This window comes from Pseudomonas sp. GLN_2, assembly GCF_043106005.1.
Lineage (GTDB): Bacteria > Pseudomonadota > Gammaproteobacteria > Pseudomonadales > Pseudomonadaceae > Aquipseudomonas > Aquipseudomonas alloputida.
The window spans coordinates 25,568-50,498 of sequence record NZ_JBICMC010000042.1; the positions used below are offsets into that span (position 1 = coordinate 25,568).

Below are 24,931 nucleotides of genomic sequence, written 5' to 3' on the forward strand. Positions count from 1 at the left end.
CGGAGGTACTCAACACCTCGCCGATCAGGCTGCGCTGGCTGTCCAGGAAACGGTTGAAACCACGGGCCAGGTCACCCAGCTCATCCTGACGCGAATCGTCCAGCCGATGGCTGAGATCACCCGCTCCCCCGCCAATCTGAACCAATGCGGCGGTAACGCGGCGGATCGGCCGCACCAGGCCACGCGCCAGCAGTACCACCAACAGCAGCGACACCAACGCGACGGCGCCACCGATCAGGCTGGTCAGCCAGACGGCCTGATGCATCTGCGCGTAAATTTCCGACTCTGGCACTTCGGCCACAAGGGTCCAGTTGAGGTCGCGCAGCGGCAGGCCCAGCGCCAGGTAGCGCTCACCGTCACGGCTGAAGCGGATGCTACGCAGGCTCTCGCCTGCGGTCATGACGCCTTTGGCTGCGTCCGCGCCAAGCTGTTCAGCAAGCTGGCGCTTGCCACTGAAGGCAGCATCGGGATGCACCTGGATCAGGCCATCGTTGCGCACCAGGAACACCTTGCCGTGCTCGCCAAAGCTGAAGTCGTGGATCAGCTTCGATAACTCGGTCATGCGCAAGCCCATGCCGGCCACACCCACCAGCTTGCCTTCCTTTTCCACGCGATAGTCGATGAACAGAGCCAGTTCGCCGGTGGCACCATCGATGTCGATGTTGATGAAACGCTCGGCGCCGCTGTCGATGTAACCGTAAAACCACTTGTCCTTGGGGTTGCTGCGGCTGAGGGTGCGGTCCAGGCCGTTCTCGTTGTAGTAGTGGCCGGTTTCAGTCGAGGCGAACAGCGTAGTAAAGGCGTGGTTGCGCTGTTTGGCGGCCGTCAGGTATTCGATGAACTGGGGCGCCTGCGCGGGATCTTCACCGGCAGCCAGCCAGTCGCGCAGCAGAGTGTTACCGGCAATGTCCGCGGCAGCGACCAACGGTTGGCCCAGCATGCGCTCGATGTCGTTGCGGATGGCTTCGATGCTGGCTGGCAGGGCAGTGTCGACCAGGTAGCGGTCGGTGAGGCGGTTGAGCGCCACGGTAAAGATAATGACCACCACCAGGATGCTCGCCAGCAAGGCAGCGCCCATGCTGGTGATCAATTGCAACTGGATGCTCTTACGCCAGATACGCATGCCCCTACTCCCCCGCACATTATTGTTTTGCGGAAAGTGTATACACTTGCGTATCCAGTTAATCCAGTGATCTGAAGCAATCAGATGCACCCTGTAGGAGCGGGTTTCCCCGCGAATGCGGTGTTGAAGGCACTGACGCATTCGCGGGTGAACCCGCTCCTACAGGGGAAGGTGTGCGGTCTTATTGCTCTGCAATGGTCCGCACGATGGCATCCACCGTGGCGTCGATCTGCGCTTGAGTTCGCGCAAGGGTCTGCTGATGCTCTTTCTGCAGTTCGACCTGTTTGGAGCACAGGTTAAGGGCAGCCAGTACCAGCAGTTTGTCACCGATCAAGGTCGGGTACTGACGCTTGGTCTCGTTAAGGGCTTTGTTGAGCATCCGTACCGCCTGGGCCAGGGTTTCTTCCTGGCCTTCGGGCGCCTTGATCGAATAGTCGATGCCGAGAATCGACACGACATTGATCGGCTGCTCTTGCAGTCTCATGCGCCCACAACGCCCGCGCTGGCGCGCTCGACCAGAGCCTGGATGCGTGCTGCGGTAGCGCCGTTCTTCTCTTCCTGTTCCATCAGCGACAGCTGCAGGGTTTCGTTCTCTTCCTTGGCCTGGGCCAGTTCCTGGCCAAGGGCGGTGTTCTGCTCGATGAGTTGAGCGTTTTTCTGCATCAGGTCGCTGACCAGTTGCTCGATTTGATTCAGGGAAGCTTCCAGCATGGGTCTATCTCAGGTTGTTGCGAGGGGCGCACACGATAAAGAAAAGTGCGGCCCATCGCCATTAAATATCGGATTCATAAGGTGTCTGACCCGCAGATTGACAGGGTAATCGACCCCTTGTTCCGACCTGGATCAACCGCCGGTCAGGAAAAGGTTCGCGGTTGCACAATTTTCCCCGGTCCCATTCAAGACTGGCCAGTCACGACCGATAGCCCGGCAAGTCATGTTTTGTCGCTCTTTCCCCACTTGCCTGGATCCTGCTCTCCATGTCCCTACGCAACATGAATATCGCCCCGCGCGCGCTTCTCGGCTTCGCGCTCATCGGCCTGCTGATGCTCGGCCTTGGTATCTTCTCCCTGGTACAAATGGGCAACATCCGCCAGGCGGGCGTTGCCATCGAGCAAGTCAGCGTGCCCAGCATCAAGATCCTCGACGAACTCACCGCGCTGAACCTGCGCATGCGCACGCTTTCCTACCGCCTGCTGCTCAACCGCGAGCCGGCAACCCAACGCGACACCCTCGATCTGCTGGACCAGCGCAACAGCCAGATCGACCGCGCACGCCAGGCCTACCTGCCAATGATCGTTGCCGCCGACGAACAGGCAGCATTCGACCAGTACGGTCAGTTGCTCAACCAGTACCGCCAGCTGGAATCGCGCATGCGCACACTGAGCCAGGCCGATCGCCTGGATGAATTGCGTGACCTGCTCAACCGCGACCTGTTGGCCAACTCGGAGCAGATCAACAAGGTCATGGACACCTTGGTACGCATCAACACTGACCAGACTCGCGCCACCAACGAAAAAGCCGCCAACCAGTATGCCGGCGCTTTCGCCCTGGTGATCGGCCTGCTGGTTGCCGCCACCGTACTGACCTTCGCCTGTGCTTTCCTGCTGACCCGCAGTATCGTCAAGCCGATCGAAGAAGCACTCAAATGCGCCGAGCAAGTCGCCGACGGCGACCTGACCCACGTCATCCGCGCAGAGGGCACCGACGAAGCCGCCCGGCTGTTGCGCGCCATGGCGCGCATGCAGGACAAGCTGCGCGACACCTTGCAGCAGATCGCCGGCTCCGCCACCCAGCTGGCCTCGGCGGCAGAAGAGTTGAATGCCGTCACCGACGAAAGTGCCCGTGGCCTGCAGCAGCAGAACAATGAGATTGAACAGGCCGCCACTGCTGTCACCGAAATGACCAGCGCAGTGGAAGAAGTGGCGCGCAATGCCGTAAGCACATCAGAAGCGTCCAGTGAAGCCAGCCGCTCCACCGGCGACGGTCGTGACCTGGTGATGGAAACCGTGGGTGCGATCGAGCGCATGAGCGGTGATGTGCAGGCTACCGCCAAGCTGATTACTCACCTGGCCGAACAGTCGCGCGACATTGGCAAGGTGTTGGACGTGATCCGTGGCCTGGCCGACCAGACCAACCTGCTGGCGCTCAACGCAGCCATCGAAGCCGCGCGGGCCGGTGAAGCGGGCCGTGGTTTTGCCGTGGTCGCCGATGAAGTGCGGGCACTTGCCCATCGTACACAACAGTCGACCAGCGAAATCGAGCGCATGATCGGCAGCATCCAGGGCGGTACGGAAGAGGCGGTAGAATCGATGCGCACCAGCACCGAACGTGCGGAGTCGACACTGAACATCGCCCGGGGCGCAGGCATGGCACTGGACACCATCGCCGGCGCGGTGGCGCAGATCAACGAGCGCAACCTGGTGATCGCCAGCGCAGCGGAAGAGCAGGCGCAAGTGGCGCGAGAGGTGGACCGTAACCTGGTCAACATCAATGACCTGTCGGCGCAGAGTGCTACCGGGGCGCATCAGACCAGCGCGGCGAGTGCCGAGCTGTCGCGCCTGGCGGTAGACCTCAATGGCCTGGTAGCCCGATTCCGCACCTAGAAGCATTCGCGGGCACGCCCGCTCCCACAAGGTTCACCGCAGTCCTGAAGATAGCGATGACCCTGTGGGAGCGGGCGTGCCCGCGAAGAATCCAGACTGGCCACTGGATCAGTAATCGATCCGCACATCCCCTTTCGGCACGCTGCAGCACGACAGGATGTAACCCTCGGCTTCGTCCTCTTCGGTGATGCCGCCGTTGTGTTCCATCTCCACCTCGCCGCCCAGCTTGAGCACCTTGCAGGTGCCGCAGATACCCATGCCGCAGGCTTTCGGGATCATCAGGCCAACCTTGGCTGCCGCCGCATGCACGGTCTCGCCCGGGGCGATGCGGATGCTCTTCTCGCTGCCGATGAACTCCACCAGATTGAGGTCGGAAACGTCCAGCTCCGGTGCATCGGCCGCCTGCTCGGCGTGCTCCACGGCATCGGCCTTGGCTTCCGCCGGCGTCGCGCCGAACGACTCCTCGTGGTAATTCGCCATGTCGAAGCCGACCGCTTCAAGCATGCGCTTGACCGCCGTCATGTACGGCGTCGGGCCGCAGCAGAACACAACGCGCTCCATGTAGTCCGGCGCAATCAGTTCCATCAGCCGCTGGTTCAGGTAACCGCGGTAACCCGCCCACGGCTCGCCCAGGCCATGCTTTTCGCAAATGATGTGCAGGCTGAAGTTGGGGATGCGCGAAGCCATCTGTTCCAGCTCGCGGTGGTAGATGATGTCTTTCGGCGAACGGGCGCTGTGGACGAACACCATGTCGACGTTGGCATTGGTGTCGTAGAACCAGCGCGCCATCGACATCACTGGGGTAATACCGACACCGCCCGACAGGTACAGCACCTTGCCAGCAGGGAAGTCGATGGCGTTGAACAGGCCCACAGGGCCATGCACCGGCAGCTCGAGGCCTTCGTGCATGGTGTCGTGGAGGAAGTTGGAGACCAGGCCGCCCGGCACGCGCTTGACGGTGATCGAGAAGCTGTAGGGCACTGACGGCGAACTGGAGATGGTGTAGGACCGCATCACGGGCTTGCCTTCGATCTCCAGCTCCAGGGTGACGAACTGCCCCGGCTTGAAGAAGAACATGATCGGCTGGTCGGCCATGAAGCAGAAGGTGCGCACGTCCCAGGTCTCCTGGATGACCTTGACGCAGCGCACGATGTGGCGGCCGTTGGCCCAGGTCTGGGTAGTGACCGGATTGAGGAAGGTATCGGACATGTTCATCTCCAGCGGCCGACTATGGCCCTTTTCATGGCTGCGATAATGCGCAAGCTGAAGACGACGCACATTCCTGCCTGCGACATCGACGTGCTTATCGCGACCAGCCCCGTGGCACAAGGGCTGGCGCGTCGTTATTCAAATCGGCCATGTCGCCCATGGATACGGTTCGCGGCGTCTTCGGACGCACACTCCACGGCAAAAGAACTAGCTGTTTTATCTGAAGCAGCCTTGCGGCACCACAACAACGATTAGCCACCTTTTGCCGGCCGCATACGGCCCCGAGGAATACACGATGGACGTCACCGCAACCCTGAGCCTGGGCGATCCACTTGAACCTGCACGCAAGGCTACCGCCGAGATGCTGCAGACCCGCGAGCGCACCTACTCGCTGCCCCAGCCTTTCTACACCGACGAGCGTCTGTTCCAGATCGACATGCAGGAGATCTTCCATAAAGAATGGCTGATCGCCGGCATGACCTGCGAGATCCCGGCCAAGGGCAACTACATCACCCTGCAGATCGGCAAGAACCCGATCATTGTGGTGCGCGGTGCCGAAGGCAAGGTGCATGCCTTCCACAACGTCTGCCGCCACCGCGGTTCGCGCCTGTGCGTCAGCGAGAAAGGCAAGGTGGCCAAACTGGTGTGCCCATATCACCAGTGGACTTACGAGCTGGACGGCCGCCTGCTGTTCGCCGGCACCGAGATGGGTGCTGACTTCGATATGAACCAGTACGGCCTCAAGCCCGTGAACGTGAAGGTCGCCGGCGGCTACATCTTCATCAGCCTGGCGGAAAACCCGCCTGCCATCGACGAGTTCCTGGCCACGCTGGACCATTACATGGAACCGTACGACATGGAGAACACCAAGGTGGCGGTGCAAACCACCTTGATGGAAAAGGCCAACTGGAAGCTGGTGCTGGAAAACAACCGCGAGTGCTACCACTGCAACGGTTCGCACCCGGAACTGCTGCAAACCCTGCTGGAGTGGGACGACACCAACGACCCGCGCGCCAGCCAGGAATTCAAGGACCACGTGGCCGCCTCCGCTGCAGCCTGGGAAGCCGAGAAGATCCCTTACCTGCACAAGAGCCACGGCCTGCGTAACCGCATCGTACGCATGCCGCTACTCAAGGGCACCGTGTCGATGACCATGGACGGCAAGCAGGCCTGCCAGAAGCTGATGGGTCGCATCAAGAACCCGGACCTTGGCTCGATGCGCATCCTGCACCTGCCGCACTCGTGGAACCACTGCATGGGCGACCACATGATCGTGTTCACCGTGTGGCCGATCAGCGCCCAGGAGACCATGGTCACCACCAAGTGGCTGGTGCACAAAGATGCCGTCGAAGGTGTGGACTACCACCCCGAGAACATGCGCAAGGTGTGGGACGCCACCAACGACCAGGACCGCCGTCTGGCGGAAGAGAACCAGCGTGGGATCAACTCCACGGCGTATCAGCCTGGCCCTTACTCGAAGACTTACGAGTTTGGTGTGGTGAACTTCATTGACTGGTACAGCCAGCGCGTGCTGAACAACCTGGGGGCAGAGCCGGCGCCATACCTGAAGGAAGTGCAGGCGCAGTAGTACCTGATGCACCCGCCATGCTTCGGCAGCAGACCGAAGCATGGCGCTTTCACATCACTGCATCTCAAGGCTGTACTCCCGTACGTATCTCATAAGCCACCGGCTGTATGGGATAGCGCCGCTCGGCAGACGACGTTGCCAATCCGTAAAGCTCATAAGCTGACAAAACTGTGGCGAATGATGCCACCCCAAAATCAACCCAGGCCAACACCTCGGATTCCGGTGTAATCAACCGCGCGGTAGCCGTACCAATACTCAATGAAGCGCTGATGCCTCCAGCGGCCGACACCACCTTATCCGTTACAGACCATCGTGCGACCGCATGCTCAGACGTGCCGTAGGTGAAAACCCCTGAGCGGCTCGCCGGGTAACCACTATTGAGGGCGAAGTCTCGCCCTGTACGGTAGTTCCGGTACATTTTCACGGCACTGATGCCTAGGTTGATCACTCCCGTGACAAGGTTTCTGACTGGCGCGATGATTGCGGGGAAACGACCACTAGGGTCAGCAAAGTTGACAGGGTCACCTTGGCAGTAGGCGTAAGCATTGAGCCCCCCCTTTCCGAACGGGCTTAGCACGTCAGGGCTTATGAAGCGCCTGAGGCTCGGGCAGTAGAAGCGATGGCCATTGCCCAATGGATAACTACCTGTCAACGGATCCAGGTGCTGGCCACAGAAGGCCAGCCCTGATACCGGGACTAGACGCATGCCACCGTACGGCGAGTAGGCGCGCGGCTCGTGATATCCCGCCCCCAAAACCGATTGCTGCTGGTCGATGTCAAGCAGGCATGTCGTCATGGTTATCCACACTACTTGCACGATGTGGACAGGGTAAAGAGCGATCGTGTGCTTGCGTACTGGCAAAAATGCCAGGCCGCATACTGATCATTATTTGATCATATTGACCGAGCCCGCATTATCAATGGGCTACAGCGGAGTTCATACAACTTGTCCACAGAGACACCAACAGACTTTGTGAGCAACCAGGCAATTTTTTGCAATCCGGTTGTGGATAAACGGCTCACGGCCCTGATTATCAAGAATCGGGTAGGATCTGAGCGAAATTGATCATTTTTCGAACAAACCTCTCCACACCTTCAACTACGCAGCCTGCAGCGGTAACCGAACAGATTATCCACAGACCGGCTAACAGCGATTGTGGGCAAAATCAGCAAAATGCTGACATACGCGCAGACGAAGACTGGAAGGTGCATGATCGTTTTTTGATCAAAACCTTGGAGAGCCCGTCACAAAAGGCCTGTAGACATGCACAAACACTTTATCCACACCTTGGCGAACAGATTTGGTGGGCAAAAGCGCTCGGTCAATGCTGAGTATTGAATGAGGGAGCGGCCTTGCCGGGACGCTCCCATAAAGAGACCCCGCTCAGCGCAGGACACCCTCTTCCACCAGCAGCTTGAGGATGGCCTCAGCGCCTTCCTGCGGCGAAACGTCCTTCAGCACCTTGCCACCACCGCCGCTGGCCTTGGCGGTTGCCGCCTTCATGCGGTCGGCGCCACTCTTTGCCTTGATTACCTTCAAACGCTTGGGCCGTGGACGGGCCGGTTGCAGCTCGGCTTCGGCCAACAGTTCATCTTCGACAATGGCCACGTTACGCGCCGCCAATACCCCCCGGCGCGCAGGCCCAAAAGCGCTCTGGCGCGGCTTCGGCGCCGCGTTATCCACAGTCGCCAGCAATGGCAGACGCACCTTCAAGCGACGCCGCTGACCACGCGGCAAAGCCTGCAACACCTGCGCGGTGCCGTTGTCGATCGACTCCACCTCAGCCAACCCGACAATCAGCGGCCAGCCGAGCTTTTCGGCCAGCAGGAACGGCAACATGCCCGATCCCTCGCCAGTCTCGGCCTGGCTGCCGGTCAGCACCAGTTGGGCCCCGGCGTCGCGCAGATAATCGCCCAGCACGCCCAGCACATCGGCCCCGGCCGGTTGCTCCAGCACGTCGAGGTGGTCCAGGCCCATGCCCAGGTAAGCGCGCAAGGCCTCTTCCTGTGGATCGCCCGCATGCACTACCTGCAAGTTATCCCCAGCCAGCAGCAAACCCAACTCCACGGCACGGGCATCCTGCTCGGCGCGGCGGGCGCGGCCAGAGCTGGGGTGGGCACCAATGGAAACCAGGCTGATCACTTTCGTACTCATGCTCGTGCCCTTATGCCGCGTCGCGCTGGCCGCCGCTGCGGTAGTTGTCCACAGCCTCGATCAGCGCCTTGAGAATCGCCGAGCTGTCGCCAATCACCGACAGGTCAGCCCGTTTGATCATGTCGCAGCCTGGATCCATATTGATCGCCACCACCTTGTCGCAGGCACCGATACCCTGCAGGTGCTGGATCGCGCCCGAGATACCCACAGCCACGTAGACACGCGCGGTAACCCAGGTGCCGGTAGCCCCCACCTGGCGGTTACGCGGCATGAAGCCGTCGTCCACCGCCACCCGCGAGGCACCTTCGGTAGCGCCGAGGGCTGCGGTGGCCTTGTGGTACAGGTCCCAGTCCTTGACACCGTTGCCGCCCGAAACGATGAACTCCGCTTCGGCCATGGCAATGGTGGCCGGGTCGACGGCCACCGAGCCAAGGTCTTCGATGCGCGGCAGACTGCGCACCACGCTTGTGGACAACTCCACCGGCAGCGCTTCGTGACGGGTTTCGCTGACCGGCTCGGCGCACTCGGCAGCCGCCAGGATCAGGCGCGGCACGGCGCGTTGCAGGTCTTGCTGGCCGGCGCCCGCGCGGCCGATGCACTGGCCGTCCTTGACCTGCCATACCCGCGTTGCCGGGCGCTCGCCCAGCGCGGCGCCCAAGCGCCGACCCAGTTCACCGCCACCGGTGCGACTGTCGGGCAGCAGCCAGTGGCGCGGTGCGAACTGGTTATCCACAGCCCGCAGGCCCTGCACCAGTTGCTCCGGTGCATAACCTTCAAAGGCCTCGCCTTCGATAACCAGCAGGCGGTCGACACCGGCTGTGGAAAAGTTGCTTTCCTTGTGCTCGTTGAACACCACGGCCAGCACCGCCCCGTCGCTGCCGGCCAGGCTGTGGGCCAGGCCAAGCAGGTCGCGGTCGTGGCTGCTCAGGCGGCCGCCAACCATGTCCGGCACAACGGCAATGTAGAACGCCGGCGCCGCCACCTGGTGCAGTGGCAACTTGACCTCGACTGCTGCCGTGCGCCGCCCGCCCGCGCCGGTGCCCTGCTGGGCGCCGCTGCGGTCGATACGCTTGATGCCGGCCGGGCCGACAAAGCCCGCGGCAATCGCATGTGGGTTCTTGCGGATGATGCCGTTAGGCCCCATCCAGCTGCTCTGTTGCGTCTGCATCGCGGCATGCAGCGGGTGCAGGCGGTTACGGGCGATCCACTCGGCGCGTGGGTCGCGGCGGATAATGTCGCTCATCAGTGCACCTCCGCAGGTTCACGTTTAGCCGTTTGCGGCTTTGGGACAGTGGATGCGTCCTCCTCGATCAGCACGTCGGCCACCAGTTCGGCCAAGTCCTTGATCTGTGGGCGCGGCTCGACCACGCCTTCAAGCATGGCGGTGCACTGCGGGCAACCCACGGCTACCAGCTCGGCCTCGGTCTCACGAATGTCGTCCATGCGCATATCGGGAATACGCTGCTTGCCAGGGATGTCAGTGATCGGCGCACCGCCACCACCGCCGCAGCAACGGGAACGGAAGCCCGAGCGCTGCATCTCGCGCACCTCGATTCCCAGCGCCTTGAGCACTTCGCGCGGCGCTTCGTACTCGCCGTTGTAGCGGCCCAGGTAGCACGGATCGTGGTAGGTGACGCTGCCGCCCTTGTGCTGGCCGAGGTTGAGCTTCTTGGCCGCGATCAGTTCGGCAATGTAGGTGCTGTGGTGCTGCACCTGGTAGTCACCACCCAAGGCGCCGTATTCGTTCTTCAGCACATGGAAGCTGTGCGGATCGCAGGTGACGATGCGCTGGAACTTGTATTTCGCCAAGGTCTGGATGTTGCGCTTGGCCAGTTGCTGGAAGGTCGCCTCATCGCCCAGGCGACGCGCCACGTCGCCGCTGTCGCGCTCTTCCAGGCCGAGTACGGCGAAGTCCACACCCGAGGCTTTCAATACTTTGACAAACGAACGCAAAGTGCGCTGGTTACGCATGTCGAAGGCACCATCACCGACCCAGAACAACACTTCGGTCGCTTTCACTTCGGACAGCAGCCGCAGGTTAAGGTCGGCAGCCCAGTTCATGCGCCCGCCGGGGGCGAAGCCGCCGGGGTTGTCGGTGGCGATCAGGTTGTCCAGCACCTCGGCGCCCTTGTTTGGGGTAGCGCCCTTTTCCAGGGTGAGGTGGCGGCGCATGTCGACGATGGCATCGACGTGCTCGATCATCATCGGGCACTCCTCGACGCAGGCACGGCAGGTGGTGCAGGACCACAGCGTTTCGGCGTCGACCAGGCCATTGACGATCGGCTGGTGTGGATTGCCGCCGTGTTCGCCGATCGGTTTGCCAGGGTACGGGCTACCGGCGAATTGGGCGTCAGTGCCACCGGCAAGGCCGATGACCATGTCCTGGATGAGTTTTTTCGGGTTCAGCGGCTGGCCAGCGGCAAAGGCCGGGCACATGGCTTCACATTTACCGCACTGCACGCAGGCATCGAAGCCCAGCAGCTGGTTCCAGGTGAAGTCCACCGGCTTTTCCACGCCAAGGGGAGCGTTCGGGTCTTCCAGGTCCAGCGGCTTGAGGCCGGTGGAGCGGCCGCCGCCGAAGCGTTCGGCACGGCGGTGCCAGGCCAGGTGCAAGGCACCGGCGAAGGCGTGCTTCATCGGGCCGCCCCAGGTCATGCCAAAGAACAGCTCCGACACACCCCACAGCACGCCCAGGCCCAGAACGGCGACCATCACCCAACCACCGGTGTTGGCCGGCAGGATTCCGGCGACCGGCAGGGTGGCAATGAAGAAGCTCACGGCGAACGCCAGCAAACTTTTCGGCAGGCGCATCCACGGGCCCTTGGACAGGCGAGAGGGCGGGTTCAGGCGGCGTTTGAAGACAAAGATGGCACCGGTGAACATGATCACCGTGGCGATCAGCAGTGCATAGCCGAGGATCTTGCTCTGCAGGCCAAAACCATGCACCAGAATGGCCAGCACAGCAGACAGCACAAAGCCGCCCGCAGTGGCCACGTGGGTCTTGGACATGTATTTGTCGCGCTCAACCACGTGGTGCAGGTCCACCAGGTAGCGGCGCGGCATGGCCAGCAGGCCGCCGATCAGGTTGACCTTGGACGGCCGGCCACGGCGCCACATGCGCACCCGGCGCAAGGCACCGAGCACTGCCAGGCCAAGGGCAGCGAACAGCAGGATGGGTAGAAGGGTGTTCAACATGGGAGACTCCCACAAACAGCTGGATTCTTGCGCCGACCAGAGGGCGAGACTGGCCCCATGTAGGAGCGGGTTTACCCGCGAATGCGTTCGGTCAGGCAACAGTGTTGTCAGTGCTGACGCATTCGCGGGTAAACCCGCTCCTACAGGGATCGCGCCCGATGGCGGCGACTGTTAACGATCAGAAGTCCTTGCACAGGCGCAAGGCGTCGTAGATCGCCGCATGCACGTTGCGCTGGGCCACGCAGTCGCCGATGCGGTACAGCAGGTAGCCTTCGCCCGGCTGGCTCAGGATCGGCTGTGGCTTGATGGCGAACAGCGCCTCCACGTCGATCTGGCCCTTGTTGCGCGAACCTTCCTTGAGCGCGTAGTACAGCTCTTCGTCAGGCCGCACGCCGTTCTCGACCACTACCTGATCGACCACACGCTCTTCCTTGGCGCCGGTGTATTCGTTCTCCAGTACCGCCACCAGCTTGTCGCCTTCGCGGTAGACCTTTTCCAGCATCATGTCGCCGGTCATGATCACTTCTTTGGGGTACATGCTGCGGTAGTAGGTGGGGAAGGTGGTCCCCCCCATGGCCACGCCTGGCTTGATATCGTCGGTGACGATCTCGACCTGGCTGCCTTTGTCAGCGATGAAGTCGGCTACCGACATACCGGTGAATTCGCAGATGGTGTCGTACACCAGCACGTTCTTGCCCGGCGCTACCTTGCCATCGAGCACATCCCAGCTGCTGACCACCAGCCCTTCAGCGGCGCCCCAGTGCTCATTCTGCTCCAGGAACGAGTGCCCACCTACCGCCAGCACGATGACGTCCGGGCGCAGGTCCTGGATGGCAGCCACATCAGCGGCAGTGCCCAGGCGCAAGTCGACTTTCAGGCGAGCCAGTTCAAGCTGGTACCAGCGGGTGATACCGGCAATCTGGTCACGCTGCGGTGCCTTGGCGGCGATGGTGATCTGCCCGCCGATCTGGTCCCTCTTCTCGAACAGGGTCACGTCGTGGCCGCGTTCAGCAGCCACGCGGGCCGCCTCCATGCCGGCAGGGCCGGCACCAACCACCACCACCTTGCGCTTGACGCCGGTGGTCTTCTCGATGATGTGCGGCACACCCATGTATTCACGGGAGGTCGCGGCGTTCTGGATGCACAGCACATCCAGGCCCTGGTACTGGCGGTCGATGCAGTAGTTGGCACCGACGCACTGCTTGATCTGGTCGATCTGGCCCATCTTGATCTTGGCGATCAGGTGCGGGTCGGCCATATGCGCACGGGTCATGCCAACCATGTCCACGTAGCCGCCTTCAAGGATGCGCGTGGCCTGGTTCGGGTCTTTGATGTTCTGCGCGTGCAGCACCGGGACCTTGACCACTTCCTTGATACCGGCTGCCAGGTGCAGGAACGGCTCCGGCGGGTAGCTCATGTTGGGGATGACGTTGGCCAGGGTGTTGTGGGTATCGCAACCCGAGCCGACCACGCCGATGAAGTCGAGCATGCCGGTGGCGTCGTAGTAGGCAGCGATCTGCTTCATGTCCTCGTGGCTGAGGCCATCAGGGTGGAACTCGTCACCACAGATACGCATGCCCACGCAGAAATCGTCACCCACTTCGGCGCGCACAGCTTTCAGTACTTCCAGGCCGAATTTCATGCGGCCTTCAAAGGTACCGCCCCATTCGTCGGTACGTTTGTTGACCCGTGGGCTCCAGAACTGGTCGATCATGTGCTGGTGCACCGCCGACAATTCCACGCCGTCCAGGCCGCCCTCTTTGGCGCGACGCGCAGCCTGCGCGTAGTTGCCGATTACCCGCCAGATCTCTTCGACCTCGATGGTTTTGCAGGTGGCGCGGTGCACAGGTTCGCGAATGCCCGATGGCGACATCAGTGTCGGCCAGTTGAAGCCGTCCCAACGCGAGCGACGGCCCATGTGGGTAATCTGGATCATGATCTTGGCGCCATGCTTGTGCATGGCGTCGGCGAGGTTCTGGAAGTGCGGGATGATGCGGTCGGTCGACAGGTTGACCGAGGCCCACCATTCCTGCGGGCTGTCGATGGCAACCACCGACGAGCCGCCACAGATGGCCAGGCCGATGCCACCCTTGGCCTTCTCTTCGTAGTACTTCACATAGCGGTCGGTCGTCATGCCGCCGTCAGTGGCGTAGACCTCGGCGTGCGCGGTGCTGAGCACACGGTTGCGGATGGTCAGTTTGCCGATCTGAATCGGCTGGAACATTGCTTCGAATGCCATGACGCTATCTCCGGCTTACAACGGCTTTGTAACGAACAGGCCATCTTCGTGGCCTTCTTCCGACCCGCCATAGACCTGTTCGGCCACGGTGCGGATCTTGCTGCCGCGGGCAGCGAGAATCTGGTCCATCGCGCCAGCGAACCAGCCGGTGAACATGTAGTCGACCTTGCGGCCGCACTTGCCATAGACGTACACGAACGCAGAGTGCTTGAGCTTGACGCTGCAGGTACCTTTATCCAGATCGATATCCTGGATCTCGAACAGGCCCCAGCCACGCTGGCTCAGGCGCTTCATGTAGTGCTCGAACACCGCTACGCCTTCCAGGCCATGGCACTCGGCCTCTTTTTCACACCAGTGCCAGGCGGACTTGTAGCCAGCCTTGTAGAGGATTTCGGCATAGGCGTCGGCGCCCAGCACTTCCTCGATGCCCATATGGTTATTGACGAAGAAATGACGAGGCACATACAGCATCGGCAAGGCGTCGCTGGTCCAGACACCGGTCTCGCTGTCGACTTCGATTGGCAATTGCGGGGCGATTTTGGCCATGGAAACTCAACTCCATAAAAATTTTTTGTGGGTGCCCCGGCGTTGCTGGCAGGGGCTATCAGGCTTGGAGAGCGGCTTACTCGCCCCAGACATCCTTGAGGACGTTTACCCAGTTCTCGCCCATGATCTTGCGCACCACACGCTCGGAGTGGCCGCGTTTGAGCAAGGTCTCGGTGAGGTTGGGGAATTCGCCGACAGTGCGAATGCCCAATGGGTTGATGATCTTGCCGAAGTTGGTCAGACGGCGGGCGTAGCCCTTGTCATGGGTCAGGTATTCGAAGAAGTCCTGGCCGTGCCCCTGGGTGAAGTCAGTACCGATACCGATGGCGTCTTCACCGACGATGTTCATGGTGTACTCGATGGCTTCGGCGTAGTCATCGATGGTCGAGTCAATGCCTTTGGCCAGGAACGGCGCGAACATGGTGACGCCAACGAAACCGCCGTGATCGGCGATGAACTTCAGCTCTTCGTCCGACTTGTTGCGCGGGTGCTCTTTCAGGCCCGAGGGCAGGCAGTGCGAGTAGCACACCGGCTTTTTCGATTCGAGGATGACTTCTTCGGAAGTCTTGGAGCCGACGTGGGACAGGTCGCACATGATGCCGACACGGTTCATCTCGGCAACGATCTCGCGACCGAAGCCGGACAGCCCGCCGTCACGCTCGTAGCAGCCGGTGCCCACCAGGTTCTGGGTGTTGTAGCACATCTGCACGATGCCCACGCCCAGCTGCTTGAACACGTCCACATAAGCGATCTGGTCCTCGAACGCATGGGCGTTCTGGAAGCCGAAGAGGATGCCGGTCTTGCCCAGTTCCTTGGCCTTGCGGATGTCGGCGGTGGTGCGCACCGGCATCACCAGGTCGCTGTTGTCGCGGATCAGCTTCTGGCTGGACGCGATGTTGTCGACGGTAGCCTTGAACCCTTCCCAGACCGACACCGTGCAGTTGGCTGCAGTGAGACCGCCTTTGCGCATGTCTTCGAACAGCTCGCGGTTCCATTTGGCGATGATCAGGCCATCGATGACGATGCTGTCGGCGTGTAATTCGGCTGGGCTCATCAGGCTGTCCCCTTTTATAGAGTTGGGTCGCGCCAAACCTTCTGCCGGCGCTTTGAGGCCAGCATATGCCTGTGCCCCGAGGCGCCCCGGTGCAAAAACGACAGGGGGTTTGCCGAAAGCGTCAATGCGCGACAAGAGCGCGTCTGGCGCGTGTTCCGGGGATGAGAGACAGTCTCGATAACGACATTTGCGGCCGGTACATGAACATTTGGTCAGGGAGCTACCACCTGACCTCTGGCTGAGCGAGAATCCCTGCGATTCGACAGCCTGTTGAGGAGAAAACGGATGAAATCAATGGCATGGCTGGTGCTGCTGGCCATCGTGAGCGGGGCCCAGGCCAGTGAGGAAGAAAGCACACCTTGCGACAATGTGGAAACCGACCAGCAAACCTTCGCCTGTGCAGCATTCAACAAGCAGGTCGCCGAGCGTGAGCTGCAGTCGGCCTATGACGACCTGGTCGCGCGCATGCGTGATCAGTTTGGCGACGAGGCTGGCCTGATGTCGCGAATAGAGGCAGCCGAGAAAGTCTGGAGCCAACTGCGCGATGCAGACTGCAAGGTCGAAACCCATGCCGAACAACCCGGCAGCAGGGCCTACCAGATCGCCTGGAACAGCTGCATTGCACAGCGCAGCGATGAGCGAGCCGAGTATTTGCGCAGCCTGGGCTCGCAAAACAGTGACGAGCCGGCACCCGAAGATTGATCAGCACGTGCGAGTGAAGGATCAACTCCAGAGGAACAACATGCCGCTGATGCCCCCTGCGTAATTGCTCGATAGTGCCCCCAGACCACGTGCTCACCATGTGTGTCTTGGAACTCACAACGATCAAGGAATTACAAAGTGGCTGACATCAAAGTTGAAATGGAAAAAATCCGCAAAGAGGGTCAAGAGCGCGTAGCCGCTACCGGCCAGACCATCTGCATCTTCGCTGACAATGTCCCTGCCAACATTGCAGAAGACATCCTGGCCGGCATGCGCTTGATGACCGAACTGGCCAACAAGAAGTTCGACAAGGAGACCCAGCAGCGCGAGTGGTACAACTTCTACAACGATGGCCTGATCAAGTTTGGCTGGACCATGACGGGCGCAGCGCATGCCGAAGATGCCATTGATGAGGACAACCTGACCCTGGCAGAGCTGATTACCAAGTCCGTCACCATCAGCGTCTCCGCGGACCCTCGTCGCGCCGCCTGCGCCAGGCGTGTTCTGCAGATTGTCGTGCAGAAACCGGAAGTCAAGGCGCACCTGGAAAAGCACAGCCACAGCGAATCCGGCAAATCGAGCAACTTCGTGGTCGCCCAGTGCGAAATGACGCCACAAGGCCTGCCCGCGATGCACATGACCAGCTTCCAGGCCAGCTACGACTCGAAAGTGGAGCGTGAAGGCGCCCTGACCCGCAAGGTCGACAAAACCTCTACCCGTGTCTATCGCGCTTCGCAACAAGGCACGTTCAGCGTTCGTCACTTCGACGCTGCACGTGACCTTGTGAATGAGAAGATCAAAGGCGACCTCGGCGCGTTTCTCGCTATCTGATTAGCGAGGCCGGGTACCAGAGCGCGCTGGTACCCGGTTCTGGTCATCTGCATCCATCAAGGAGCAATGCCATATGGCTGATACGAGCCTGGATACCCGAATATTCGAGGAGCGGCTAAGCATCAAGCCTGCGCCCTGGCTGACACTCGATACATGGGAAGATTTGCAGCTATGCCTGCGTTATTCACAAGCAGTGGCCAATGAAAAATACTCGATGGAAACCCAGCCTCAGCAATGGTTCACTGTCGCTCGCGCCACCTTGCAATCATTGAAATTCACCCTGTTCGAACATACTCATAAAACCATCGTGTATGAGCCGCACTTGCTTGCATTAAGCGATGTTTACAGTGGCTATCTCCCCCCGCCCCGCGAGAAAGGACCTTGGTTCAAGAGCCTCGAAGACAATGTTCAAGCCGCTCTGCAATCGGCAGGTACGCGTACCTTCACCGTCATGAACGCCTCTTCACATCTCAGTATCGAAATGGACCATGAAGGGGACCAGGTCCCGGTTGCGATCCTGTTCTATGCCTACTGCATTACCGACCCGGTCGAGCCCACCAGAAAGTTGAACCTGATCTTTGACCATCTGGGTGCACGCTTCAATGCAGCGGGTTTCGCCCCGCTTCGCGAGGACCTCCAAGCAAGGAATCGCGAAAAGCTAAGGGCCATTCTCGAGCGTGAACTGGATTGAAGCTCACTTTGTACCGCTTGGCCGTCGCTCCTCCCGCGGGCACCGTCCAAACCTCAGCTTGTAGCGCCGCGTGAAATAGGATGGCAGTTCAAACCCGCACGCAAGGCTGACTTCAGTCACCGACATGTCGGTCTGGGCCAACAGCTGGCGCGCCTTGTCCAGCCGTAACCCAAGATAGAAACCGCTCGGTGTTGCATCAAGGTGCATGCGAAACAAACGCTCCAGTTGACGCCGTGTCACCTTGATCGCGGCAGCCAGTTCCAGCGTAGTCAGCGGTGGCTCGATATGTTTTTCCATTTCGCCAATGGCATGGACCAGCTTCTTGTTGCTGATGCCATAACGCGCACCGATCTGCATGCGCTGGTGGTCCTGGCGCTGACGGATACGACCCAGCACGAACTGCTCGGACACCTTGACCGCAAGTTCGCTGCCGTGAGACTGGGCAATCAGGTGCAGCATCAAATCGATCGAGGCCGTTCCGCCGGCACAGGTGATACGGCTGCGGTCAATCTCGAACAGCTCCTGGGTGGCTTGAAGGCCTGGATAGCGCTCCTTGAATGCCTCAATCGCCTCCCAATGCAATGTCGCCCGGTAGCCCTCGAGCAGCCCTGCCTCGGCCAGCACCATCGCGCCCGTGTCGATGCCACCGAGCATGACCGCTTCGTGGTTGAGCCGCCGCAACGCATGCAGCAGTTTGGGTGCGACATTGGCCAGTGGCTCAAAGCCCGCAACCACCAGCAGGATGTTGGCCGGCTCCCCCTCCCCCAAGGCGGCATCGGCATTGATCGACATGCCATTGCTCGCCAGCACCGCCTCACCGTCCAGGCTAAGCACCTGCCACCGGTACAACTGCCCACCAAACCGATTAGCCACCCGCAGTGGCTCCACCGCCGAAATGAACCCCATGGCGGAAAAGCCGGGCACCAACAGAAAGGCAATCGTCTCCATCATCCCCTCCTCCACAGAAACTGGTCGCCCCGGTGCTAATTCCTGTCGCTAGCGTGCGCTTGGGCAAGGTAGCGCCAGCGTAGCGTATTCACACGGTCCGCAGAGGCCGCCCTCAATAACAATATGCACTGCCGATGGAGAGCCACCATGCACAGCTTGATCCGCCGCAGCCTGTTGCCCCTTGCCCTGAGCAGCATCGTCGCCACCCCGCTTTTCGCCGCCGAGCCCGCCGCCTGCAAAAACGTGCGCCTTGGCGTGGTCAACTGGACCGACGTCATTGCCACCAGCGCCATGGCCCAGGTACTGCTCGACGGCCTGGGGTACCAGACCAAACAGACCAGTGCCTCGCAACAGATCATCTTCGCCGGCGTACGCGACAAACGCCTGGACATGTTCCTGGGTTACTGGAACCCGATCATGACCCAGACCATCACCCCGTTCGTCGATGCCAACCAGGTCAAGGTGCTGGACAAGCCAAGCCTGGAGGACGCGCGCGCCACCTTGGCCGTGCCGAAATACCTCTACGACAAGGGCCTGAAGACCTTCGCCGACATCCACAAGTTCGAGAAAGAGCTGGGCGGCAAGATTTATGGCATCGAACCGGGTTCCGGCGCCAACACGCAGATCAAAGCGATGATCACCAAGAACCAGTTCGACCTGGGCAAGTTCCAGCTGGTCGAGTCCAGCGAGGCAGGCATGCTCGCCGCCGTCGACCGCGCGGTGCGGCGCAAGGAGGCCGTGGTGTTCTTCGGCTGGGCGCCACACCCGATGAACGTGAACATCGACATGGCCTACCTGGGTGACAGCCAGGATGCGCTCGGCCCTGACGAGGGCCGTGCGACGGTGTGGACGGTGACGGCGCCGGACTATGCCGAACGCTGCCCCAATGCCCACCGCCTGCTGGCCAACCTGAAGTTCAGCGCCGAGGACGAGAGCCGCATGATGCAGCCACTGCTTGACCACAAAGACGCGCTGGAATCGGCCCGCCAGTGGCTCAAGGACCACCCCGAGGACAAGGCGCGCTGGCTTGAGGGTGTGACCACCTTCGATGGCAAGCCGGCTGCGGACAACCTCAAGCTTACCGCCAACTGACAGGGCCCTTTCGCGGGCACGCCCGCTCCCACAGGTACAGCGCCACACTCGGGATTCACATTGATCCTGTGGGAGCGGGCATGCCCGCGAAAAAGCCAACACCGACCTCACAAGGAACTGCACCATGAACCACGACGTCATCATCACCTGCGCCCTCACCGGCGCCGGCGACACCGCCTCGAAAAGCCACCTGGTCCCGGTCACCCCCAAACAGATCGCCGAATCCGCCGTAGAGGCCGCCAAGGCCGGCGCCACCGTGGTCCACTGCCACGTCCGCGACCCGCAGACCGGCCGTTTCAGCCGTGATGTAAACCTCTACCGCGAGGTCATGGAGCGTATCCGCGAAGCCGACGTGGACATCATCGTCAACCTCACCGCTGGCATGGGCGGCGACCTGGAAATCGGCCCGGGTGAAACGCCGCTGGCGTTCGGCCCGGGCACCGACCTGATCGGCCCGCTGGAGCGCCTGGCCCATGTCGAAGCGCTGCTGCCGGAAATCTGCACCCTCGATTGCGGCACCCTCAACTTCGGTGACGGCAACTCGATCTACGTGTCCACCCCGGCCCAAATGCGCGCCGGTGCCAAGCGCATTACCGAACTGGGGGTGAAGGCCGAGCTGGAAATCTTCGACACCGGCCACCTGTGGTTCGCCAAGCAAATGATGAAGGAAGGCCTGCTCGAAGACCCGTTGTTCCAGCTGTGCCTCGGCATCCCGTGGGGCGCACCGGCCGACACCACCACCATGAAGGCCATGGTCGACAACCTGCCTGCCAACGTCACCTGGGCCGGCTTCGGCATCGGCCGCATGCAGATGCCCATGGCCGCGCAGGCCGTGTTGCTCGGCGGCAATGTGCGGGTGGGCCTGGAAGACAACTTGTATCTGGACCGTGGCGTGCTGGCCAGCAATGGCCAACTGGTGGAACGCGCAAGCGAGATCATCACCCGCATGGGTGGCCGCGTGCTCAGCCCGGCAGAAGGCCGGGAAAAAATGAACCTCAAGCGCCGCTGATCCTTTCAACGATCGCAAACGCGCCGAAGACCCTGTGGGAGCGGGCGTGCCCGCGAAGCAGGCAACGCGATGGATGGATGGCACCGGCCGCGCCGGTGTTCGCGGGCATGCCCGCTCCCACAGGGTTGGCATTAACCCTGATGACTGTGTTTTACCCTGAGGACTCGCTATGCCCTTTATCACTGAAATCAAAACCTTCGCCGCCCTGGGTAGCGGCGTGATCGGCAGCGGCTGGGTTGCCCGCGCCCTGGCCCATGGCCTGGACGTGGTGGCCTGGGACCCGGCGCCAGGTGCCGAACAGGCATTGCGCAAACGTATCGCCAACGCCTGGCCGGCACTGGAAAAACAGGGCCTGGCACCCGGCGCATCGCAAGACCGCCTGAAGTTCGTGGCAACCATCGAGGAATGCGTGCGCAATGCCGATTTCATCCAGGAAAGCGCACCAGAGCGCCTGGACCTCAAGCTCGAGCTACACGCAAAAATCAGCGCCGCAGCCAAGCCTGACGCAATCATCGGCTCAAGCACTTCGGGCCTGTTGCCCAGCGAATTCTACGAATCGTCGACTCACCCTGAACGCTGCGTTGTCGGCCACCCGTTCAACCCGGTGTACCTGTTGCCGCTGGTGGAGATCGTCGGCGGCAGCCGCACCTCACCCGAGGCCATTGAAGCTGCCAAAACCATCTACACCGCCCTCGGCATGCGCCCACTGCATGTGCGCAAGGAAGTGCCAGGGTTCATCGCAGACCGCCTGCTCGAAGCGCTCTGGCGCGAGGCCTTGCACCTGGTCAACGACGGCGTTGCCACCACGGGCGAAATCGACGACGCAATCCGCTTCGGCGCAGGCTTGCGCTGGTCGTTCATGGGCACATTCCTTACCTATACCCTGGCCGGTGGCGATGCCGGCATGCGCCACTTCATGTCACAGTTCGGCCCTGCCCTGAAGCTGCCCTGGACCTACCTGCCCGCACCGGAACTGACCGACAAGCTGATCGACGATGTGGTGAGCGGCACTTCCGAGCAACAGGGCGAGCGCAGCATCGCTGCACTGGAGCGCTACCGTGACGACACCCTGCTGGCGGTACTGGAAGCGGTGAAGTCCAGCAAGGCCCGCCACGGCATGTCGTTCAGCGATTAAGGAGACCAAGATGCCTGCTCTGATCACCTACCGCACCTCGGTCCAGGAGGACTGGGTCGATTACAACGGGCACCTTCGCGATGCCTTCTACCTGCTGATCTTCAGCTACGCCACCGATGCTCTGATGGACCGCATCGGCCTGGACGCCGATAGCCGCGGGCAAAGCGGTAACTCGCTGTTCACGCTGGAGGCGCATATCAATTATTTGCTCGAGGTGAAGCTGGGCACCGAGGTGTGGGTGCAGACACAGATCCTCGGCTTTGATCGCAAGCGTCTTCACGTGTATCACAGCCTGCACCGGGCAGGGTTCGACGAGGTACTGGCGGCAAGCGAGCAGATGTTACTGCACGTGGACCTTGCGGGGCCGAAGTCAGCGCCTTTTGGGCACACGACTGTTTGCCGATTGAATCACTTGGTAGAGCAACAGGAGGGGGCACAGGCGCCGCAATATATGGGGCGTACGATAAAACTTCCTGCTTGAATAACCAGAGAACCGGCGCCAGGGTCTCCATAGATACGAAGCACCTTGGCGCCTTCACTCGCAACAATCAGACAGCGTAGAAGCGGGCAATCATAACGATCACTCGTATGACACCCTATGGACTGGCCCTATCAGTCTTCTTGTAAATTCAAACCCCTCTGGTTTACCACCGCCAGAATGCACACTCGTGATGACAAAATCCCCAGAAAAGTTACTTCCCGTATAGCAGCTCCTTACTGTGTATAAAATGTTGGAGAAGCATAATTTTCTCGGGGTCGAACCGCTGTAGAAGTCTTTTACCTGTGCCCCTACGGGATCGACATCATTATCCTTGCATTCCGGATACCATGAGAGCAGCACTTCTTCACCCGGGTTCAATTGAATGGAACAACCCCGGTTCGACCCGTACAACTGCAAACGAACGCGATGAGCAGGGTCCGGATAAAAATTGGCAACAGTGTCCCGATTTTCATTGAAAGTCCGCGCCACATCATTTTTATCTACCGTACCCATAGCAACCCCTTGGTACTGCAACCGCGGGTTTGAATGATAGGGAATGGCACCATGCGACGTTCGCATCTGCGTATGGAAATTTGGCGCCGTATGCTTGTAGCCATAAGCGTAAGGGGATAGGTACTCACTTGGATCCTCATCGTTATGAGAGGCCCCCATGTTATGTCCTAATTCGTGGCCTAACGCACCAAAGCAACTAAAGGACGAGAAAGCGGTCTCCTTGGACGCTGGCGTTTTCGCTATACCGCAGTAAATACTATACGTGGAAAGCATCGATACCAGATCGGCGCGCACTTTTTCACGTTCGATATGAATTTTCGCCCCTAATGGTCTATCGGCTATCATATCATTAAGCTGAGTACTGGGTTCTTTGCCTGTTTCATCGTAGTCAGAGTCGTAAATATTCGACAGCTCGTACACGGCATCGACTTTACTATTGATCAAGTACTGGTTGGCGTTCTGTAACGCCTGCGCCAATTCGATCTTGTAATTCGGAAACATGGCCCTCGACTGCTGCGTTGTAACGAATAGCACCCTAATAGTGCTTTTTGGCGACTGAGACGTACTGAGTGACTTGGTTTTTGCCTGTGCTTGCACAGGAACAGCTATCGGCGCTGCTTCTGGTGGTAATTTTGATTCATCAACCTTGACCAAAACTTGCTGGCCTTTGCCAACCGCCGTTAACCGGTAGAGCTGCCCCTCCACCCGGATATCCCCAACGACCAGGTTGCCGTCGCTCACCAACGAAACCCAGTTGAGCGGATCCATATCGATTTCCGCAGGTGAGGGGTAGAGTTGTCTGCGATTGGAAGGCATATCGCCAACCCACCCTACCATTCCCGAAGCAACATTATCGCTTCTTGACAACTTGAAACTCACCGTTCGGCCGTCAGTCAGCGGCATTGATAGCATCGCCGTATCTTTCGATACAAGCCCAGGCTTGACCTGCACTTCTTTAACTTCAGCGTCTTCTGCCACATTCAACAAAAGCTTCAAATACTGGTCAGTACCCGACTGCCTCTCAAGGGCAGCGCGGTTCTGGTCTGGCTTGATCTGAAACAGCGTATCCGCCGAACTGTCGAGATGGTTTGTAGGGTCCGAAGCTGTGCATCCGCCAAAAAGAAACACAGCACCTAGCAAGCAGAATTTCAATTGTTCCCGGTTCATGTTCATGCTCCAGATATCGGAGCCTTACTGGACCATGGGCATCGATTCCCAACAACTGACATAAATAACAGTTGCAAAAAAATAACCCCGGAAAGCCGTGAGCTACCGGGGCCAAGAGCGAGCAACATCCACTGTGCGTGAGCGAGGGTGACCAAACCCTCTGTACCGTGAATGGCTTCAGTGTGCGTGCTTGCCTGGCAGGGGATTTAGTCGTAAACGACCTGTTCTTAGCCAAAGCAGCCATGGCGGCATTCTGTCCTTGCGAGGCTGTCGCGCACGTCACAGAATCGGTCGTAAATCACAGCAGCACTCTCTTAGCGATAAAAGGGACAACAGCCATGATGCATGCGGATTTGATTGATCAGGACGACCTCGCCGGCCACCTGCGCGCGCGCGGTTTCGATATTCCTGCCGGGGCCAGTGCCGAACAGGCGTGTGAAGCGGTGGTTCGTGGGCTGACCGAGCCCAATGCGCGGGCGCTGAAGGGGATGGTGGAGCAGATGTACACCGGCAGTGCGACGATCCTGCCTGCGGTGCGCCAGGCCATCGACAAGCAACTGTTGCCAGCGTTGGCGCAGTTCAACAAACGCGCGTAATTCATTTACCCAGGGCCGGCCCCTTCGCGGGGCAAGCCCGTTCCCACAGGCCAC

Annotated in this window: 22 protein-coding genes and 1 pseudogene; 10 read left to right on the forward strand and 13 right to left on the reverse strand. The window is 60.4% G+C overall.

From position 1 onward, the window contains the following. Positions 1 to 49: 49 nt before the first annotated feature. The 3 genes and pseudogenes from ACF8Q6_RS11690 to ACF8Q6_RS11700 all read right to left on the reverse strand — a co-directional run. A pseudogene (locus ACF8Q6_RS11690) lies at positions 50 to 1,264 on the reverse strand (cache domain-containing protein); the annotation flags it as partial. 40 nt (positions 1,265 to 1,304) lie between these two features. Then, the gene (locus ACF8Q6_RS11695; RefSeq protein ID WP_003255684.1) at positions 1,305 to 1,607 is read right to left on the reverse strand and encodes a cell division protein ZapA; all 303 of its coding nucleotides are present in this window, start codon (positions 1,605 to 1,607) and stop codon (positions 1,305 to 1,307) included. Continuing rightward, the gene (locus ACF8Q6_RS11700) at positions 1,604 to 1,834 is read right to left on the reverse strand and encodes a hypothetical protein (RefSeq protein ID WP_003255686.1); all 231 of its coding nucleotides are present in this window, start codon (positions 1,832 to 1,834) and stop codon (positions 1,604 to 1,606) included. Before ACF8Q6_RS11700 ends, ACF8Q6_RS11695 begins: the two co-directional genes overlap by 4 nt. Positions 1,835 to 2,100: 266 nt before the next feature. Between ACF8Q6_RS11700 and ACF8Q6_RS11705 the strand changes: the two genes are divergently transcribed. Continuing rightward, positions 2,101 to 3,726: a methyl-accepting chemotaxis protein gene (locus tag ACF8Q6_RS11705; RefSeq protein WP_392490125.1), complete on the forward strand. Its 1,626-nt coding sequence runs from the start codon at positions 2,101 to 2,103 to the stop codon at positions 3,724 to 3,726. Between the two features lie 108 nt (positions 3,727 to 3,834). Here the strand turns inward: ACF8Q6_RS11705 and gbcB are convergent, their stop codons facing one another. Next, a complete protein-coding gene (gbcB, locus tag ACF8Q6_RS11710) occupies positions 3,835 to 4,935 on the reverse strand; it encodes a glycine-betaine demethylase subunit GbcB (RefSeq protein WP_392490124.1) in 1,101 nt (366 codons plus the stop codon). 295 nt (positions 4,936 to 5,230) lie between these two features. On the opposite strand from gbcB, the gene gbcA reads away from it, so the two are divergent. Then, positions 5,231 to 6,523 (forward strand): glycine-betaine demethylase subunit GbcA, encoded by a 1,293-nt coding sequence (gbcA, locus tag ACF8Q6_RS11715; RefSeq protein ID WP_392490123.1) that lies wholly within the window; start codon positions 5,231 to 5,233, stop codon positions 6,521 to 6,523. 64 nt (positions 6,524 to 6,587) lie between these two features. Here the strand turns inward: gbcA and ACF8Q6_RS11720 are convergent, their stop codons facing one another. From ACF8Q6_RS11720 to ACF8Q6_RS11750, 7 genes are all read right to left on the reverse strand, one after another. Continuing rightward, on the reverse strand, positions 6,588 to 7,319 hold the full coding sequence (locus ACF8Q6_RS11720; RefSeq protein WP_143494264.1) for an RHS repeat-associated core domain-containing protein: 732 nt from the start codon (positions 7,317 to 7,319) through the stop codon (positions 6,588 to 6,590). Between the two features lie 588 nt (positions 7,320 to 7,907). Next, positions 7,908 to 8,678 carry an electron transfer flavoprotein subunit beta gene (locus tag ACF8Q6_RS11725; RefSeq protein WP_392490122.1) on the reverse strand — a complete coding sequence of 257 codons (771 nt, stop codon included), beginning with the start codon at positions 8,676 to 8,678 and terminating at the stop codon, positions 7,908 to 7,910. Between the two features lie 10 nt (positions 8,679 to 8,688). Then, entirely contained in the window at positions 8,689 to 9,921 is a 1,233-nt protein-coding gene (locus ACF8Q6_RS11730; protein ID WP_392490121.1) for an electron transfer flavoprotein subunit alpha/FixB family protein, read from the reverse strand. Beyond that, the gene (gene dgcB, locus ACF8Q6_RS11735; protein WP_198747617.1) at positions 9,921 to 11,873 is read right to left on the reverse strand and encodes a dimethylglycine demethylation protein DgcB; all 1,953 of its coding nucleotides are present in this window, start codon (positions 11,871 to 11,873) and stop codon (positions 9,921 to 9,923) included. The genes ACF8Q6_RS11730 and dgcB overlap by 1 nt, the downstream gene beginning before the upstream one ends. Before the next feature lie 178 nt (positions 11,874 to 12,051). Continuing rightward, positions 12,052 to 14,112 (reverse strand): dimethylglycine demethylation protein DgcA, encoded by a 2,061-nt coding sequence (dgcA, locus tag ACF8Q6_RS11740; RefSeq protein WP_003255697.1) that lies wholly within the window; start codon positions 14,110 to 14,112, stop codon positions 12,052 to 12,054. Between the two features lie 15 nt (positions 14,113 to 14,127). After that, positions 14,128 to 14,658 (reverse strand): DUF5943 domain-containing protein, encoded by a 531-nt coding sequence (locus ACF8Q6_RS11745; RefSeq protein ID WP_003255698.1) that lies wholly within the window; start codon positions 14,656 to 14,658, stop codon positions 14,128 to 14,130. A 76-nt stretch (positions 14,659 to 14,734) separates the two neighbouring features. Next, positions 14,735 to 15,712, reverse strand: coding sequence for a dipeptidase (locus ACF8Q6_RS11750; RefSeq protein ID WP_003255700.1), 978 nt, complete (start codon positions 15,710 to 15,712; stop codon positions 14,735 to 14,737). Positions 15,713 to 15,997: 285 nt separating this feature from the next. Here ACF8Q6_RS11750 and ACF8Q6_RS11755 point away from each other — a divergent pair, with 285 nt between their 5' ends. The 3 genes from ACF8Q6_RS11755 to ACF8Q6_RS11765 all read left to right on the forward strand — a co-directional run bounded on the left by ACF8Q6_RS11755 (position 15,998) and on the right by ACF8Q6_RS11765 (position 17,936). Beyond that, positions 15,998 to 16,414: a lysozyme inhibitor LprI family protein gene (locus tag ACF8Q6_RS11755; RefSeq protein WP_392492681.1), complete on the forward strand. Its 417-nt coding sequence runs from the start codon at positions 15,998 to 16,000 to the stop codon at positions 16,412 to 16,414. A 138-nt stretch (positions 16,415 to 16,552) separates the two neighbouring features. Next, positions 16,553 to 17,245: a hypothetical protein gene (locus ACF8Q6_RS11760; protein WP_014589381.1), complete on the forward strand. Its 693-nt coding sequence runs from the start codon at positions 16,553 to 16,555 to the stop codon at positions 17,243 to 17,245. A 73-nt stretch (positions 17,246 to 17,318) separates the two neighbouring features. Then, positions 17,319 to 17,936: a hypothetical protein gene (locus ACF8Q6_RS11765; RefSeq protein WP_392492683.1), complete on the forward strand. Its 618-nt coding sequence runs from the start codon at positions 17,319 to 17,321 to the stop codon at positions 17,934 to 17,936. A gap of 3 nt (positions 17,937 to 17,939) precedes the next feature. On the opposite strand, the gene ACF8Q6_RS11770 is transcribed toward ACF8Q6_RS11765, so the two are convergent. After that, the gene (locus tag ACF8Q6_RS11770; RefSeq protein ID WP_392492685.1) at positions 17,940 to 18,887 is read right to left on the reverse strand and encodes a GlxA family transcriptional regulator; all 948 of its coding nucleotides are present in this window, start codon (positions 18,885 to 18,887) and stop codon (positions 17,940 to 17,942) included. 144 nt (positions 18,888 to 19,031) lie between these two features. Here ACF8Q6_RS11770 and choX point away from each other — a divergent pair, with 144 nt between their 5' ends. From choX to ACF8Q6_RS11790, 4 genes are all read left to right on the forward strand, one after another. Further along, positions 19,032 to 19,976, forward strand: coding sequence for a choline ABC transporter substrate-binding protein (choX, locus tag ACF8Q6_RS11775; RefSeq protein ID WP_392492686.1), 945 nt, complete (start codon positions 19,032 to 19,034; stop codon positions 19,974 to 19,976). A gap of 124 nt (positions 19,977 to 20,100) precedes the next feature. Continuing rightward, on the forward strand, positions 20,101 to 20,985 hold the full coding sequence (locus ACF8Q6_RS11780; protein ID WP_392492687.1) for a 3-keto-5-aminohexanoate cleavage protein: 885 nt from the start codon (positions 20,101 to 20,103) through the stop codon (positions 20,983 to 20,985). A 169-nt stretch (positions 20,986 to 21,154) separates the two neighbouring features. Further along, complete coding sequence (locus ACF8Q6_RS11785; protein WP_392492688.1) at positions 21,155 to 22,120, forward strand: L-carnitine dehydrogenase; 966 nt, start codon at positions 21,155 to 21,157, stop codon at positions 22,118 to 22,120. A gap of 10 nt (positions 22,121 to 22,130) precedes the next feature. After that, positions 22,131 to 22,601: a thioesterase family protein gene (locus ACF8Q6_RS11790; protein WP_392492690.1), complete on the forward strand. Its 471-nt coding sequence runs from the start codon at positions 22,131 to 22,133 to the stop codon at positions 22,599 to 22,601. Between the two features lie 99 nt (positions 22,602 to 22,700). Here the strand turns inward: ACF8Q6_RS11790 and ACF8Q6_RS11795 are convergent, their stop codons facing one another. Beyond that, positions 22,701 to 24,281, reverse strand: a complete 1,581-nt coding sequence (locus tag ACF8Q6_RS11795; protein WP_392492691.1) for a zinc-dependent metalloprotease family protein — start codon at positions 24,279 to 24,281, stop codon at positions 22,701 to 22,703. 338 nt (positions 24,282 to 24,619) lie between these two features. On the opposite strand from ACF8Q6_RS11795, the gene ACF8Q6_RS11800 reads away from it, so the two are divergent. Next, positions 24,620 to 24,877: a hypothetical protein gene (locus tag ACF8Q6_RS11800; RefSeq protein ID WP_003255717.1), complete on the forward strand. Its 258-nt coding sequence runs from the start codon at positions 24,620 to 24,622 to the stop codon at positions 24,875 to 24,877. Positions 24,878 to 24,931 lie beyond the last annotated feature (54 nt).

Excerpts from the sequence above, each read along its gene's own strand:
- dgcB (WP_198747617.1), bottom strand. The coding sequence starts at position 11,873 with ATGTTGAACACCCTTCTACCCATCCTGCTGTTCGCTGCCCTTGGCCTG.
- dgcA (WP_003255697.1), bottom strand. The coding sequence starts at position 14,112 with ATGGCATTCGAAGCAATGTTCCAGCCGATTCAGATCGGCAAACTGACC.
- ACF8Q6_RS11780 (WP_392492687.1), top strand. The coding sequence starts at position 20,101 with ATGAACCACGACGTCATCATCACCTGCGCCCTCACCGGCGCCGGCGAC.
- ACF8Q6_RS11795 (WP_392492691.1), bottom strand. The coding sequence starts at position 24,281 with ATGAACCGGGAACAATTGAAATTCTGCTTGCTAGGTGCTGTGTTTCTT.
- ACF8Q6_RS11800 (WP_003255717.1), top strand. The coding sequence starts at position 24,620 with ATGATGCATGCGGATTTGATTGATCAGGACGACCTCGCCGGCCACCTG.
- ACF8Q6_RS11785 (WP_392492688.1), top strand. The coding sequence starts at position 21,155 with ATGCCCTTTATCACTGAAATCAAAACCTTCGCCGCCCTGGGTAGCGGC.
- ACF8Q6_RS11770 (WP_392492685.1), bottom strand. The coding sequence starts at position 18,887 with ATGATGGAGACGATTGCCTTTCTGTTGGTGCCCGGCTTTTCCGCCATG.
- gbcB (WP_392490124.1), bottom strand. The coding sequence starts at position 4,935 with ATGTCCGATACCTTCCTCAATCCGGTCACTACCCAGACCTGGGCCAAC.
- ACF8Q6_RS11790 (WP_392492690.1), top strand. The coding sequence starts at position 22,131 with ATGCCTGCTCTGATCACCTACCGCACCTCGGTCCAGGAGGACTGGGTC.
- ACF8Q6_RS11725 (WP_392490122.1), bottom strand. The coding sequence starts at position 8,678 with ATGAGTACGAAAGTGATCAGCCTGGTTTCCATTGGTGCCCACCCCAGC.
- ACF8Q6_RS11745 (WP_003255698.1), bottom strand. The coding sequence starts at position 14,658 with ATGGCCAAAATCGCCCCGCAATTGCCAATCGAAGTCGACAGCGAGACC.
- ACF8Q6_RS11755 (WP_392492681.1), top strand. The coding sequence starts at position 15,998 with ATGAAATCAATGGCATGGCTGGTGCTGCTGGCCATCGTGAGCGGGGCC.
- gbcA (WP_392490123.1), top strand. The coding sequence starts at position 5,231 with ATGGACGTCACCGCAACCCTGAGCCTGGGCGATCCACTTGAACCTGCA.
- ACF8Q6_RS11750 (WP_003255700.1), bottom strand. The coding sequence starts at position 15,712 with ATGAGCCCAGCCGAATTACACGCCGACAGCATCGTCATCGATGGCCTG.
- ACF8Q6_RS11720 (WP_143494264.1), bottom strand. The coding sequence starts at position 7,319 with ATGACGACATGCCTGCTTGACATCGACCAGCAGCAATCGGTTTTGGGG.
- ACF8Q6_RS11730 (WP_392490121.1), bottom strand. The coding sequence starts at position 9,921 with ATGAGCGACATTATCCGCCGCGACCCACGCGCCGAGTGGATCGCCCGT.
- choX (WP_392492686.1), top strand. The coding sequence starts at position 19,032 with ATGCACAGCTTGATCCGCCGCAGCCTGTTGCCCCTTGCCCTGAGCAGC.
- ACF8Q6_RS11765 (WP_392492683.1), top strand. The coding sequence starts at position 17,319 with ATGGCTGATACGAGCCTGGATACCCGAATATTCGAGGAGCGGCTAAGC.
- ACF8Q6_RS11705 (WP_392490125.1), top strand. The coding sequence starts at position 2,101 with ATGTCCCTACGCAACATGAATATCGCCCCGCGCGCGCTTCTCGGCTTC.
- ACF8Q6_RS11695 (WP_003255684.1), bottom strand. The coding sequence starts at position 1,607 with ATGAGACTGCAAGAGCAGCCGATCAATGTCGTGTCGATTCTCGGCATC.
- ACF8Q6_RS11700 (WP_003255686.1), bottom strand. The coding sequence starts at position 1,834 with ATGCTGGAAGCTTCCCTGAATCAAATCGAGCAACTGGTCAGCGACCTG.